The sequence below is a fragment of the Streptomyces sp. NPDC098789 genome, from assembly GCF_044759975.1.
GTDB lineage: Bacteria > Actinomycetota > Actinomycetes > Streptomycetales > Streptomycetaceae > Streptomyces.
This window is the reverse complement of sequence record NZ_JBIWAJ010000002.1, coordinates 134,672-147,448: the sequence shown is the minus strand read 5'-3', so window position 1 is coordinate 147,448 and position 12,777 is coordinate 134,672. Positions and strand designations below refer to the sequence as shown.

Sequence of the window (12,777 nt, the reverse complement as noted above, 5' to 3'; positions counted from 1 at the left end):
ACTGTACGGGGGCGGTGCGGGGGCTGGGCGCGGGGCCTACGACCCGGTGCTCGGCTCCCTGCGCAAGCGCCGGGCGGCCAGCAGGAGGCCCCCGCCCGCCGCGAGGGCGCCCAGCGCTCCCCGGGTGGCCAGGTCCTGGGCGCGGGCGGTGGTGTCGGGGGCGCCGGTCTCGGCGAGGGCGTCGGCCCCGGACCGCGTTCCGGGCTCCGCCTCGGCCCCGGCCTCCGCCTCGGCCCCGGCCTCCGCCTCGACCGGCTCCTGCGGGCCCTCGACCGAGAACCGGTAGCCGCCGGTGTCGCCGACCCAGCCGCCGTCGTCGCCCTTGCGCTGGACGAGGGCCGCGTCGGCGACCACCTCGCCGGCGGGTGCCGTGGCGGCGAAGGCCAGCTGCACCTTGACGGTGGCCGAGCCGCCGGGACCGACGGTGAAGCCGGGGAAGGCCTCCCCGCCGTCGAACACGGCGATGACCTCGTCCCGGTCGGTGCTCTCCAGGCTGACGGGGAAGGTGGCGCCCCGCGCCTCGAACTCCATCCGCAGGTGGGCGGGGCGCAGGGTGCGCGCCTTGTCGGTGAAGACGACCACGGGGTGGATGGCGGTGCACTCGGTGGCGGTGGTGTTGGTCAGGTCCAGGTACCAGGTCTGCGGTCCGGCGCCAATGCGGTACACGCTCGGTCCGCCGCGGATCCGGGCCCCGATGGGGAAGGCCGCGTTCTTGCCGTCCCCGCAGCTGGCCTTGGCCCGCGAGGGAAGCGCGGGCGCGGGGCGGGCGCCGCCGCCACCGGGGGGCGCGGGCGCGGCGGCCGCGGGAAGGGCGACCGGCCCCGATACGACGACGAGGACCGCGGAGAGGGCAAGGGCTTTGCGCAGTCGCATGGTGGGCCTTCGCTGGCTCGCCGGACGATGATCTGACGAAGCGACAATCACCCCGCCTTGGCCGCACCCTGCCACGCCCTCCCCACCCCCCTGCTGTCGCCGCGCCCCGGTCGGACCGGTTTACGCCCGATTGGCGCAGGGGGTCAAGCGCCGCCGAAGAGGGGGGCCAGGACCAGTTCCGCCGCACCCTCGGCCACTCCGCCCGGAGCCCGCTCCACCCGCACCGGTCCGCCGCCGAGGGCGCGGGCCGCCAGTACCGTACGGACCCCCTCGACGAACACCTCCGGCGCGGCCGCCACCACGCGCCCGCCCAGCAGCACCCGGTCCACGTCCAGCAGCGCCACCAGGTTCGCCGCCGCCTCCCCCAGCACCCGCGCGGCCCGGTCGAGGTCGCCCCGCGCCACCGCCTCCAGGCACAGCACCTCGGCGCAGCCGCGCGCCCCGCACCGGCACGGCGGCCCGTCCAGCAGCAGCACCTGGTGCCCGAACTCCCCCGCGCCCGAGCGGCTGCCCCGGTACACCTCGCCCCCGAGGCGCAGCCCCGCGCCCAGTCCGGTGCCCACGTGCAGGTACACGGAGCTGCCGGACCCCGGCCCGGTGCCGGTGCCGGCCGCGCCCGCGTTGGTGTCCTTGTCCAGCACCACCGGCAGCCCGAGGCGCTCGGCCAGCGCCGCCCGCAGCGGATAGCCCTCCCAGCCCGGGAAACCGGTCACCCGACCCAGCACCCCGGTCCGGTGGTCCAACGGCCCGGGCGCGGCCACGCCCACACCCAACGGCGCGCCTGCGCCGACACCGGCACCGGCACCGGCACCGGCACCGGCACCGGCACCCAACGGCGCGCCCGTGGCCGACGGCCCGCCGGTGGCCGACCCGCCGGTGGCCGACCCGCCCGTGGCCGACCCGCCGGCGCAGGCCCGTAGGACCGCCTCCGCCACCGCCGCCGCCACCGCATCGGGCTCGGCCCCGAAGTCCAGGGGGCGGCGCGACTCGGCCACCACCCGCCCCAGCAGATCCACCCGCACCACGCGCAGCTCGTCGCGGTCCAGGTGGGCGCCCACGGCGTACCGGGCCTCGGGGACCAGCCGCAGCAGGGTGCGCGGCTTGCCCCCGGTGGACGCGCCCCGTCCCGCCTCGGCGACCAGGCCCTCCGCCGCCAGCCGGGCCGTGATCTTGCTGACGGCCTGCGGGGTCAGTCCCGTACGGGCGGCCAGCTCGCCGCGGCCCGCCCCGGCCTCGCCGCGCAGCCCCGCCGCGCGCAACAGGCCCAGGACCAGCGCGGCATTGTGCCCGCGCAGCCCGGCCAGATTCGCTCCGCCGACCGCGTCGTCCCCACCACCACCGTTGCCTCTGATCACCCGCCCATTGTCCACCCTCCTTGCACTTAGGCAACAGTGTTGCCAAAGTGGACTCCATGGCTACCACCTCCCCCACTTCCCCCACTTCCCCCACCTCTCCCTCCGGCCCCGCCACCCCCGCCGGCGCCCCGCTCCGCGTCGGCCTGATCGGCTACGGACTCGCCGGCTCCGTCTTCCACGCCCCGCTCGTGGCCGCGACCGAGGGGCTCGTCCTCGACACGGTCGTCACCTCCGACCCCGACCGCCGGGCCCAGGTGCAAGCGGAATTCCCGGACGCACACGTCGTACCGTCGCCGGACGCGCTGTTCGAGCGGGCCGCGGAGCTGGACCTCGTGGTGATCGCCTCCCCCAACAGGACCCACGTCCCGCTCGCGACCACCGCGCTGGAGGCGGGCCTGGCCGTGGTGGTCGACAAGCCGCTCGCCGCGACCGCCGCGGAGGCCCGCGGACTCGCCGCGCTGGCCGACCGGACCGGGACCTTCCTGTCCGTCTTCCAGAACCGCCGCTGGGACAACGACTTCCTCACCGTGCGCCGCCTGATCGAGGAGGGCGAGCTCGGCGAGGTCCAGCGCTTCGAGTCCCGCTTCGAGCGCTGGCGCCCCCAGCTCAAGGGCGGCTGGCGCGAGTCCGGCGCCCCGGAGGAGATCGGCGGCCTGCTGTACGACCTGGGCAGCCACGTGGTGGACCAGGCCCTGGTGCTGTTCGGCCCGGCCGTCCGCGTCTACGCGGAGACGGACGTGCGCAGGCCCGGAGCCCGGGCGGACGACGACACCTTCATCGCGCTGACCCACGCGAACGGCGTCCGCTCCCACCTCTACGTCAGCGCGACCACGGCCCAGCTCGGCCCGCGCATGCGGGTGCTCGGTTCCGCCGCGGGCTACGTCAAGTACGGCCTGGACCCGCAGGAGGGCGCCCTGCGCGAGGGCAAGCGCCCGGGCGTGGACCTGCCGTGGGGCGAGGAGCCCGAGCACTGCCGGGGCCGGATCGGCTCCGGCGAGTCCCCGCTGACGGGTGGCGGGCGGCCCGTACCGACGGAGCCGGGCGACTACCCGGCCTACTACGCGGCGGTGGCCGCCGCACTGCGCGACGGCGGCCCCGCTCCGGTCACCGCGCACGAGGCCGCGGACTGCCTGGAGGTCCTGGAGGCGGCCCGGCGCTCGTCCGAGGAGGGCCGTGCGGTGAACGTCTCCCCGCGCGGGGCGACTTCCGTCTGAAAATCGATCAAGCGATCGGGCCGGGCCCCTTAAGCTGTGAGAATCCTATGATCATCACAGTTGCGAAGAGTGGGTACTGCCAGTGAAGTTGTCCCGGATCGCCACGGCCGTCACCGTGGCCGCGATGGCTCCTGCCGTCCTGTTCGCCTCTCCGGCCTTCGCCGCCGACGCCGGGGCAGCGACGGGGGCGACCTCCGCGTCGGCCGCCTCGACCGTGTCGACGCCCGCGGACACCAAGCCCGTCGACGGCAAGGACCAGGCCGCGGCCGACCGCGCCGCGATCGAGGAGATCCTGGCCGACCCGAAGAGCGGGCCCGGCGTGCGCGAGGCCGCGGCCAAGGCCCTCAAGGGCACGGACGCGGATCTGCGGCACTTCCTGACGGTCGAGCTGGCCAGGCAGCAGCTCACCGACGACACGGTGCGGGTCTCGCAGCTCGTCAACGCCGGCGGCAAGGCCGTGCAGCGCGAGGGCAAGAAGGCCCTGAAGGTCGACACCCAGGCGGCGCTGACCGCGTTCCTGGAGACCGGGCAGCACGAGGCCCGGCTGGAGGACGACCGCGTCGAGCTGCTGACGGCGCTCCAGGGCGCCGGTCCGGGCCTGACCGAAGGCATCCAGAAGATCCTGTCGAACGGCACCGCGGCCCAGATCCGCACGTTCGTCACGACCACGCAGCACCAGCTGCGCGACGACGACAACGCCGTCCTGATCTCGACGATGCTCGGCAAGAACCCGGGCCCCGAGCTGAAGAAGGCCGCGCAGGCCGCCCTCAAGGGCAGCGCGAAGGACCGTGCCGAATTCCTGAAGACCGGGCAGTTCACCGCCCGCGAGAAGGACAAGAAGGACGGGAACGGCACGGGCGGGGACCCGGCCGGCGGCAAGGACAAGCCCCGCCCCAAGGACGATGCCCAGGCCGGCAAGGTCGTCGTCACCCCGAACAACGGGTCCGGCGGCAACACCGCGGCCCCGGCCGGCGGCAAGGGGCCGCTCGCGTCCACCGGCAGCGGCGCCGAGACCCCGTGGATCGTCGGCGGCAGCGCCCTCGCCCTCGCGGCGGGCGCGGGCCTGGTGCTGACGGCGCGGCGGCGCGGCGCGGCGACCCGCGGCTGACGCTCCGCTTCGCGTCCTCGGTACGCGTCCTCGGTACGAGAGGGGGCGGGCCCGCCGACCACGGCGGCCCCGCCCCTCTCCCGCGTCCGGAGCCGAGGCGCCTCAGGCGCCTCAGGCGCTCTTGAACTCCTGGCGCTGGCGGCCGAGCTTGTCGATCTCCAGCTCCACGACGTCACCGGCCCGCAGGAACGGCTTCGGCTCCGGCTGCCCCATGGCCACGCCGGCCGGGGTGCCGGTGACGATGACGTCGCCCGGGTGGAGGGTCATGAACTGGCTCAGGTACCGCACGACCTCGCCGACCGGGAAGATCTGGTCGGAGGTGTTGCCGTCCTGCTTGAGCTCGCCGTTGACCCACAGCCTCACGTCCAGGACCTGCGGGTCCGGGATCTCGTCGGCGGTGACCAACCAGGGGCCGAGCGGGGTGAAGGTCTCGCAGTTCTTGCCCTTGTCCCAGGTGCCGCCGCGCTCGATCTGGAACTCGCGCTCCGACACGTCGTTCACGAGCAGGTAGCCGCCGACGTGCGCGAGGCCCTCCGCGGCCGAACCGAGGTAGCGGGCCGTGCTGCCGATGACGACGCCCAGCTCCGCTTCCCAGTCGGTCTTCACGCTGCCGCGCGGGATCAGCACGGTGTCGTCGGGGCCGACGACCGTGTCCGGGGCCTTGAGGAAGAGGATCGGCTCCGCGGGGGTGTCGGCGCCGACCTCCGCCGCGTGACCGTGGTAGTTCAGCCCGATGCCCACGATCTTGCCGACCCGGCCGACGGGCGCGCCGACGCGCAGGCCCTCGGCGCCCAGCACCGGAAGGTCGCCGGACTCCGCCGCTTCCCGGACGCGGGACAGTACGGAGTCGTCGGCGAGCAGCGCCCCGTCCACGTCCGTGATCAGGGCGGACAGGTCCCGCAGGGTCCCGTCCTGGTCGAGCAGCGCGGGGCGTTCAGCACCCACCGGTCCGACGCGCAGCAGCTTCATGGGCATTCTCCCGTGGTCGTGGGTGGTCGGCCCGTGGGCACGCCCCGGGCCGGCCGATGGGTTGCGGCCATCGGAGGATTGGTCGATCCTCCAAGATGTCCGACCGATCCGCAAGACCCTGTTCACAGACTGGAACGCGCGCCTCCGAGCGCGATCCGCCCCGCGCGGTCCTTGCGGTGCTGGAGCCAGACCCGCTCCGCCACCGTCCACGCGGTCGTGGCCACCAGGTACAGGCCCGCGGCCAGCGGCACCACGGCCGCGGTGATCAGCGTGCCGAAGGAGAGCAGCGGCAGCACGCCGGACATCTTGCGCAGCATCTCCCGCTGCTCCGCGGGCACCGTGTCGGGCAGCTCGGGGCCGTTGCCCGAGCGCGCGGCCCGCCGCCCCCGTACGGCGCTCCACGCGGCGACGGCCGCGATGGCGGCGAACAGGCCCAGGAACACCAGCCCCGGCGCCCCGAACAGGCCGCCGTCCCCCAGCGCGTCGGCCCACCGGGCCCCGAGCGGGGCGGCGAAGAGCCGCTCGCCCAGCAGCCCGCTGTCCACGGACGTGAACGCCCGGTACATGAGGAAGAACACCGGCAGCTGCACGAGGACGGGCAGGTAGCCGGCCCGCGGGGTCGCGCCCCGGAAGGCCGCCCGGCTCAGCGGGTGCAGGGCGAGCCGCACCAGCACGGTGAACAGGACGATCGCGGCAGCGGTCGCGGCCGGGGCCGCCACCGGCTCCAGCAGCTGGGCGAGGGCGGCGACGGGCTGCGCGACGCCCTGGGTGAGGGCATGGATGAGCGGGGTGAGAACGGACACGGGGTCCCTCCGGAAGGTCTCGTCGGACGTCGAAAGATGCGTCAGGTGCATTTCGGCGTGACGAGCCGTGCGGGGGCGCCGCGGGGGTCGCGATGGACCCGGGGAACGCCCCTACGCGGCCGTCAGGACGGACCGCCCGGGCGCCCGGGGCCGCGAGCGGCCGGAGGCGTCGGGATCGCGCTGCGGCAGGAAGGCCGTGCGCTGCTCGCGATCACGGATCGCGGTGCGTATGCGGGTGCGGGGTACGGGTGGGGTGCACCGGGCGAGCAGCGCCGCGCATCCCGTCACCGCGGCGCCGACGGCGGCCGTGGCCGCGAAGGCGACGGCGGCGCCCAGCCCGCCCTCCCCGAGGGAGTAACCCAGGAGCAGTGTGAGGAGACCGGTGAGCAGGACGACGCTCAACAGCCCACGGACACGCGCCATACGACCCACCCCCTTCACCTCGCCCCGATGTCTTGACCCACTACCCGACCAGCCTAACCTCCCCCGCTGACAAGCGGGTCGGCGGCCAACACCTCCGCGTCCGGCCGCCCGTCGCGCTCCCGCGGCCCGAGCCACGCCACCGCCAGGGCGACCGTCAGGTTCAGCGCGAGCGCGACCATCCCCGCGTTCACCCCCCACACCGGGTCGTGGCCCGTGAAGACGAGCACGCAGACGGCCACGACCCCCACCACCAGCCCGCTCACCGCCGCGGTCAGGGTCAACCGCCGCCACACCAGCCCCAGCAACAGCATCGGCACCAACTGCGCCATCCCCTCGTAGGAGATGAGCGAGAGCCGCACCAGGGTGTTCGGCACGGTGTACGTCATCACCAGGGCCAGCGTCCCGGCGACCACCACGACCACCTGCGAAGCCGGCTTCTGCCGCTCCGCCGCACTCCAGCGCGGCACCAGCGACAACACGCTGCGCCCCCACATCGTCCCGATCACCAGCATGAACACCGCCATCGGCACGATCGACGACAGCGCCGCCGCGACGCCGATCACCCCCACCGCCCACGCGGGCAACGCGTCGACGACCAGCTCGAACAGCGCGAGGTTGGAGCCCGCACCGGTCAGCCCCGGCACCACGAACAGCGCGGCCATCCCCAGCAGCATCGGGACGAAGAGCAGCACGTTGTAGGCGGGCAACAGGATCGCGTTGCGCCGGAGCGCGTCGGCGTCACGCGCCCCCAGGTAGCCCGCCACGGTCGTCGGGAAGATCACCACGGTCAGCGCGTTGAGCACGGAGGTGGACACGAACCACCCCGTCCCGAGCCCGCTCCCGCCCGCACCGCCGCTCCCGCCCCCGTGCCCGGGGAGGGTGAGCCAATCGGGCCGCTCCGCGACCAGCCGGTCGAACAGCTCCCCGTACCCGCCGAAGTAGTGCACCGGCACGTACACCGCGAGGAAGCCCAGCGTCGCGATCACCAGCACGTCCTTGAGCACCGACACCCACGCGCTCCCGCGCAGCCCGCTGACCACCACGAAGCCGGTGGTGACGGCGAACGCCACGAAGTAGGCCCACTCCAGCGGGACCGCCCCGTAGGTCACCGTGGAGACCACCACCCCCATCCCGGTGATCTGGAGCTGGATGTACGGCAGCAGGAACACCGTCGCCAGCACCGCGACCGCCGCGCCGAGCCACGGGCGGCCGTACCGGTGCGCGACCATGTCCGAGATCCCGACCAGGGCGTGCCGGCGCGCGTAGTCCCACAGCAGGGGCCCGACGACGTACCCGACCGCGTAGCCGCACGACATGTAGGCGACGACGTACATCACGGGCGCGCCGTAGTTGTAGCCCCAGCCCGCCGCGCCCAGGTAGCTGAAGCTGGTGTAGCCCTCGCCCGCCATCAGCACCCAGATGAAGACGGTGCCCAGCGACCGGCCGCCCACCGACCACTCGGCGAGCCCGCCGCCCCCGCCCCCGGCTCCCCCGCGGCCGCGCACCGCGTACAGGCCGAGCGCGACGGTCCCCACCATGAACACGGCGAAGACGGAGGTGGCCACCGCCGCCGCGCTCACCGGTGGTCACCCCGCCAGGCCAGCCAGACGGCGAGCGGGGTGACCAGCGTCGCCCCCACGCACCACACGAGCAGGAAGGGCACCCGCCCGAAGAGGAGCGGCTCCACCCGGTTGACCAGGGGGAGCGCCCCGAGGAAGAGCACGAAGGGCGTGGCGAGCCACACCAGCTGAGGACGTTTCACTCGTTTCGGACGCACCGCTCCACGGTAGATCGTCTCCGGCGCACCGCCCCGCGCGCGGGCGGCCCCGTCGCCGCGGTCAGCCCTTCAACTTCCCCCACACCACGAGCCGGTACTTCGAGGTGTACTCGGGCGTGCAGGTCGTCAGGGTGATGTACGCCCCCGGCTCGGCGTACCCGTAGTCGGGCTTCACCACGCTCCGCGGCACCGGCGCGATCACCCCGGAGTCCCGCTCGGTCGTCTCCGGGAGCACCTTGTCCACGACGTACGTGTACCGCCTGCCCTGCGTCTCGACCTGGATCTCGTCCCCGGCCCGCAGGCGGTTGACGTACCGGAAGGGCTCCCCGTGCGTGTTGCGGTGCCCCGCGAGCGCGAAGTTCCCCCGCGCCCCGGGCTGCGCGGTCTCCGGGTAGTGCCCGGCGTACCCCTTGTCGAGCACCGCGGCCTTGGACACCCCCTGCGCGACGGGCACGACCAGCCCCAGCCGCGGGATCCGCAGCACGGCGTACGCCTGCGACGCGGCCGGAGCCGCCGCGGACCCCGTCCGCCCCGCCTGCCCCGCGGCGGGCGGGCGCACGGGGCGGGCGGTCGGGGTGCCGGGGCCGGCGGTCGGCGCGGCGGACCCCGAGTCCGCGCCCGCACCCGGGTCCGCGTCCGCCCCGGCGAGATCGCCCCCGGCGTCCCCGGCGTCGTCCCCGGCGTCGCCTCCAGCAGAACCGGAGCCGATCGGGCCGGAACCGTCCCAGGACCGCTCCAGGGCCCGCACCTGGTCCCGCGCCGCCGCCACGGCCTCCCGGTTCGTCCACCACACCTGGTGCACCACCAGCAACAACACCACCAGCCCCACCGTGGTGGTCAGTTCGGCACAGGTCCACAGCACCCGCGCGATCCCCACGCGCCGTGCCCGCCGACCGCTGCCCTGCACCACCACAGGTATGTGATCCCGCACGGGCCGCACCTTAAGACCTGCCCCGCCAACTGACCAGCGGCAGTACGGTGTGAACCATGCGCCCCGACACGCCTGCCGAGCACATCGCCGAAGCCGAGCGCCTCATCCGCACGGCGAACCGCTACCCCGAGGACCAGGAGCCGCTGCTCCTCCAAGCCGCGGCCCACCTCGAACTGGCCGACGTACGCGAACGGGCGAGCGCGCTCTACGACCAACTGCTGTCCGCCGCACCGGTCAACACCCACCTGATCAAGGCCCTCCAGGCCGCGAACCTGTGGGAGTACGGGCACGAGGCAGAGGCCCGCGCCCTGATCTCCGGCATCCGCGCGGCCGCCCCCGACGACCCGGCGCCGTGGGAGGTCATCGCCGAGACCCTGGAGGCCCACGACGAACTGGACGCCTCCCACGAATGCTTCACCCAGGCCGCCCAGCTGCTCATCACGGACGAAGAACCCCTCACCACCTCCACCACGGCCCTCCTCACCGGCCGCCACCGCGTCCGCCGGCTCCTGGGGCTGGCCCACGACGACTGGGACATGGTCGCCGACACCCGCCACACCGGCCCGATCCCGCTCGACGAACTCCACGACCCCAAGCGCATCTGGGCCCTGGGCTCCGACGACCCGGCCGAGCTGCGCGCCGAGATCGCCCGCCTGCGCGCCGAGCTCGGCGACCGCCGCGCCGCGCTCTCCCGGCCCTTCCCGGTGGCCCTGCTGCACTGGCCGCTCCAGGAGCTGGCCGAGCTCCTCGCGTCCTACCCGACCCTGGCCAGCGAGTACCCCTCGCACGCCGCGCACCTGACGGACATCGAGACGTCCCTGCGCGCCCTGGCCGCTTCGGGCACCACGAACCTCGGCATCGTCACGGCGAGCGTCCCCTCCTTCGAGGCGTTCGCCGCCTCCGAGAAGACCTCCCCGGCCTCCCCCAGCCTCCTGGCCGAGTACGCCACCACCCTCGCCGCCCGCGGCAAGGCCACCCCCTGGCCCCCGTCCCCCACCACCCCCTGCTGGTGCGCCTCGACCAAGCCGTACGCCACCTGCCACGGCGGCCCGCTGCTCTGACCCCGCGCCCGCCCGGTTCAGCCGAAGGGCAGCCGCAGCTGCTCGTGGCCGCGTGCCGTGGCCGCGGGCGGGGCGGGGCGGTGGGCGGCGAGCCCGAGGAGGGCGCGCAGGGCCGCGACCACCTCGGCGGGGGCGTCGCGGACCATCGACGGGGTGGCGCTGACCACGAGGACGCCGTGCGCCTCCAGTCGGAGCCGGCGCCGCAGGGTCGCGTGCCAGGAGTCCCGGGCGTAGTGGTACTCCGCCGAGTCGATCTCCAGGGCCACGCCCTCGTCCGGCCAGTACGCGTCCGGGCTCGCCAGGAAGGCCCCGTCCGGCGTGTACAGCCGGGCGTTCCACAGCGGGGCCGGTAGGTCCGTGGCCGTCAGGGCGTCGCGGGCCCGGGCCTCGGCGATGGAGCGGACCCCGGCCACCAGCTCGGCCGCCGCGCCCCGCACCGCGGGTCGGGCCAGGGCGCGCGCGGCGCGGAGTTCGCCGTGCAGGTCCTGCGGGTGGCACCAGCCGGCCTGGACCACGTTCGCCAGGACCGAGCGGACCAGGTCGGGGTCCTCGGCCCGGGCCGCGAAGTCGGCGGCGGCCCGCAGCGGGCGGGCGCTCGGGATCCCGGACACCGTGATCGTGGCCGGCCAGCGCGCGGTGGTCAGCGGCCGGACCCCGGGAACGGGCGCGACCGTGCGCGGGGCCCGGACCAGGACGTCCAGCGGGGTCGGCGGGGCACCGCGTACGCCGATCAGCGCCAGGGCGGCTCCACCGGTGAGCGCCGCCGCACCGCCGCCGAGGGGATCGCCACCGGCGGGCCCGGCGGCGTACAGGACGGCGGAGAGGGCGCGTTGGCGCTCGTCCGGCGGCCCGGTCTGCAGGAGGTAGACGCGGGGCAGCAGCCGCTGCCAGGGTCCACCGGGTCGGGTGCGGCCGGCGACCGTGGCGGACGGCACCCGGGCGGCCCTGAGCTGGTGGGCGGTCACGAGGTTCAGCTGACGGCGCGCGAGCGGGGCGACGGCCCGGGCGGTGGCGGGGGCGGAGACGGGGACGTGGGCGCTGGAGTGCGTGATCATGCCCGCGATATGCCCGCCGGTCGCGCCGGCACGCCTGGGGCCGGACCTGGCGCGGCCCGCCCCCGGCCTCAGGCAGCCGCTGAGGCCGTCGCCGCTTCCGGGTGGTCGGGAGAGAGGAAGACGATCACCGCGTTCTCGGTGCCGGGCAGCGGGGTGACCTCGTGCCAGCCGAGGCGGCGGTAGGTCGCGACGGTGTCGGTGGCGGCGCGGGCGGTGAGCAGCCAGGCGCGCCCCTCGGGGGCGTCGGCGGTGATCTCCGCGAGCAGGGCCCGGCCCGTGCCCTGGCCGCGGGCGTGGCGGCGCACGGCGAGTTCGTCCACTTCGAGGGCGTCGACCAGCAGCCGGCGGACGCGGGCGGCCCCGAGCTGGGCGCTGACCTGCGCGTAGCCGCGGTCGGCGGGGAAGGGGGCGCGGGTCAGCCAGGCGGTGGCGAAGCCGTCGATGCCGTGGGCGGTCTGGGCGAAGGCGGTGCGGAAGCCGCGGCGGCGGGTGTCGGACTGGAGCCGGGACGCGAACTGGCGAATGGTTTCTTCACCTTCGTTCCACGGCGGTCCCGAGAAGACGTCGGCGTAGGTGTCGACCAGTTCGTCCGTCAGGTCGAGGACGGCCGGTCCGTAGCAGATCACGGTTGTCCGCTCCTGGGGTGGTTGGGGGGTTTCTCTCCTGCGGAGAGCGAATCTACGCCCCCGCGGTTGCCTGGTGTGGCGCATGCCTCGATCGGGAGGTTCCCGGCAGTTCCCGGCAGATCCACCGTGTCGCCGTGTCAAGGGCCGCTGTGGGGCGTTGTCACGGTGGCGCGGCCCGTCCGGAGACCGTGACCGACGGTGGCTGTAGGGGTGTTGGTGGACGGATTCCTGCGTGGACTCGGCGCGTGTGCGCTGGCGTTCTTCCTGGTGCTGGGCGTGGTCGCCATGCTGCCGCCCGGCGTCCCGCACGGCGTCGTGGGCGGGGCCGTGCTGTTGCTCGGCGCCGTGGGTGCCCGTCGCTTCGCGCGGCGGTCGCGTTAGGGGGTGTCTGTCGGATGTGCGCGGGGAAGGAGCGGTGTCCGGTGCGTGCTCTCGGCGTGCCGACCGGAAGCCCGCGTACTGGACGTACTCGGGTTTCCGGTCGGTGCGGCGAGAGTGCGTGCCGGACACCGCGACGCCGCGGACATCCGTCAGACATCCCCTAACCTCGTCGGAGGATCGTTCGAAGCGTAGGACGTCCGT

General features: G+C 74.9%; 14 protein-coding genes. 4 read left to right on the top strand and 10 right to left on the bottom strand.

What is annotated here, in order from left to right; all coding sequences use genetic code 11:
• Positions 1-36: 36 nt before the first annotated feature.
• Positions 37-873: a hypothetical protein gene (locus ACIQWR_RS04935; protein WP_404005182.1), complete on the bottom strand. Its 837-nt coding sequence runs from the start codon at positions 871-873 to the stop codon at positions 37-39.
• 143 nt (positions 874-1,016) lie between these two features.
• A complete protein-coding gene (locus ACIQWR_RS04930) occupies positions 1,017-2,228 on the bottom strand; it encodes an ROK family protein (RefSeq protein WP_404005180.1) in 1,212 nt (403 codons plus the stop codon).
• Between the two features lie 56 nt (positions 2,229-2,284).
• Here ACIQWR_RS04930 and ACIQWR_RS04925 point away from each other — a divergent pair, with 56 nt between their 5' ends.
• Together ACIQWR_RS04925 and ACIQWR_RS04920 are read left to right on the top strand one after the other, a co-directional pair.
• Positions 2,285-3,442 (top strand): Gfo/Idh/MocA family oxidoreductase, encoded by a 1,158-nt coding sequence (locus tag ACIQWR_RS04925; RefSeq protein WP_404005179.1) that lies wholly within the window; start codon positions 2,285-2,287, stop codon positions 3,440-3,442.
• A gap of 82 nt (positions 3,443-3,524) precedes the next feature.
• The gene (locus tag ACIQWR_RS04920; RefSeq protein WP_404005178.1) at positions 3,525-4,550 is read left to right on the top strand and encodes an ALF repeat-containing protein; all 1,026 of its coding nucleotides are present in this window, start codon (positions 3,525-3,527) and stop codon (positions 4,548-4,550) included.
• A gap of 111 nt (positions 4,551-4,661) precedes the next feature.
• Here the strand turns inward: ACIQWR_RS04920 and ACIQWR_RS04915 are convergent, their stop codons facing one another.
• From ACIQWR_RS04915 to ACIQWR_RS04890, 6 genes are all read right to left on the bottom strand, one after another.
• Positions 4,662-5,519: a fumarylacetoacetate hydrolase family protein gene (locus ACIQWR_RS04915; RefSeq protein ID WP_404005177.1), complete on the bottom strand. Its 858-nt coding sequence runs from the start codon at positions 5,517-5,519 to the stop codon at positions 4,662-4,664.
• Between the two features lie 122 nt (positions 5,520-5,641).
• The gene (locus tag ACIQWR_RS04910) at positions 5,642-6,322 is read right to left on the bottom strand and encodes a YidC/Oxa1 family membrane protein insertase (protein WP_404005176.1); all 681 of its coding nucleotides are present in this window, start codon (positions 6,320-6,322) and stop codon (positions 5,642-5,644) included.
• A gap of 111 nt (positions 6,323-6,433) precedes the next feature.
• Positions 6,434-6,745 (bottom strand): DUF6412 domain-containing protein, encoded by a 312-nt coding sequence (locus tag ACIQWR_RS04905; RefSeq protein WP_399267021.1) that lies wholly within the window; start codon positions 6,743-6,745, stop codon positions 6,434-6,436.
• A gap of 53 nt (positions 6,746-6,798) precedes the next feature.
• On the bottom strand, positions 6,799-8,283 hold the full coding sequence (locus ACIQWR_RS04900; RefSeq protein ID WP_404005758.1) for a sodium:solute symporter: 1,485 nt from the start codon (positions 8,281-8,283) through the stop codon (positions 6,799-6,801).
• Between the two features lie 38 nt (positions 8,284-8,321).
• Positions 8,322-8,507, bottom strand: coding sequence for a DUF3311 domain-containing protein (locus tag ACIQWR_RS04895; RefSeq protein WP_354382533.1), 186 nt, complete (start codon positions 8,505-8,507; stop codon positions 8,322-8,324).
• A gap of 76 nt (positions 8,508-8,583) precedes the next feature.
• Positions 8,584-9,462, bottom strand: coding sequence for a class E sortase (locus ACIQWR_RS04890; RefSeq protein ID WP_404005174.1), 879 nt, complete (start codon positions 9,460-9,462; stop codon positions 8,584-8,586).
• A 47-nt stretch (positions 9,463-9,509) separates the two neighbouring features.
• Here ACIQWR_RS04890 and ACIQWR_RS04885 point away from each other — a divergent pair, with 47 nt between their 5' ends.
• A complete protein-coding gene (locus ACIQWR_RS04885; RefSeq protein ID WP_404005172.1) occupies positions 9,510-10,514 on the top strand; it encodes a hypothetical protein in 1,005 nt (334 codons plus the stop codon).
• Positions 10,515-10,531: 17 nt separating this feature from the next.
• Here the strand turns inward: ACIQWR_RS04885 and ACIQWR_RS04880 are convergent, their stop codons facing one another.
• Both ACIQWR_RS04880 and ACIQWR_RS04875 read right to left on the bottom strand, forming a co-directional pair.
• The gene (locus ACIQWR_RS04880) at positions 10,532-11,569 is read right to left on the bottom strand and encodes a hypothetical protein (protein ID WP_404005170.1); all 1,038 of its coding nucleotides are present in this window, start codon (positions 11,567-11,569) and stop codon (positions 10,532-10,534) included.
• A 68-nt stretch (positions 11,570-11,637) separates the two neighbouring features.
• Positions 11,638-12,195, bottom strand: a complete 558-nt coding sequence (locus ACIQWR_RS04875) for a GNAT family N-acetyltransferase (protein WP_404005169.1) — start codon at positions 12,193-12,195, stop codon at positions 11,638-11,640.
• 216 nt (positions 12,196-12,411) lie between these two features.
• Between ACIQWR_RS04875 and ACIQWR_RS04870 the strand changes: the two genes are divergently transcribed.
• Entirely contained in the window at positions 12,412-12,576 is a 165-nt protein-coding gene (locus ACIQWR_RS04870) for a hypothetical protein (protein WP_354382538.1), read from the top strand.
• Positions 12,577-12,777 lie beyond the last annotated feature (201 nt).

Coding starts and splice junctions, on each gene's coding strand:
- ACIQWR_RS04915 (WP_404005177.1), bottom strand. CDS start 5,519: ATGAAGCTGCTGCGCGTCGGACCGGTGGGTGCTGAACGCCCCGCGCTG.
- ACIQWR_RS04885 (WP_404005172.1), top strand. CDS start 9,510: ATGCGCCCCGACACGCCTGCCGAGCACATCGCCGAAGCCGAGCGCCTC.
- ACIQWR_RS04935 (WP_404005182.1), bottom strand. CDS start 873: ATGCGACTGCGCAAAGCCCTTGCCCTCTCCGCGGTCCTCGTCGTCGTA.
- ACIQWR_RS04925 (WP_404005179.1), top strand. CDS start 2,285: ATGGCTACCACCTCCCCCACTTCCCCCACTTCCCCCACCTCTCCCTCC.
- ACIQWR_RS04900 (WP_404005758.1), bottom strand. CDS start 8,283: ATGGTGGGGACCGTCGCGCTCGGCCTGTACGCGGTGCGCGGCCGCGGG.
- ACIQWR_RS04880 (WP_404005170.1), bottom strand. CDS start 11,569: ATGATCACGCACTCCAGCGCCCACGTCCCCGTCTCCGCCCCCGCCACC.
- ACIQWR_RS04905 (WP_399267021.1), bottom strand. CDS start 6,745: ATGGCGCGTGTCCGTGGGCTGTTGAGCGTCGTCCTGCTCACCGGTCTC.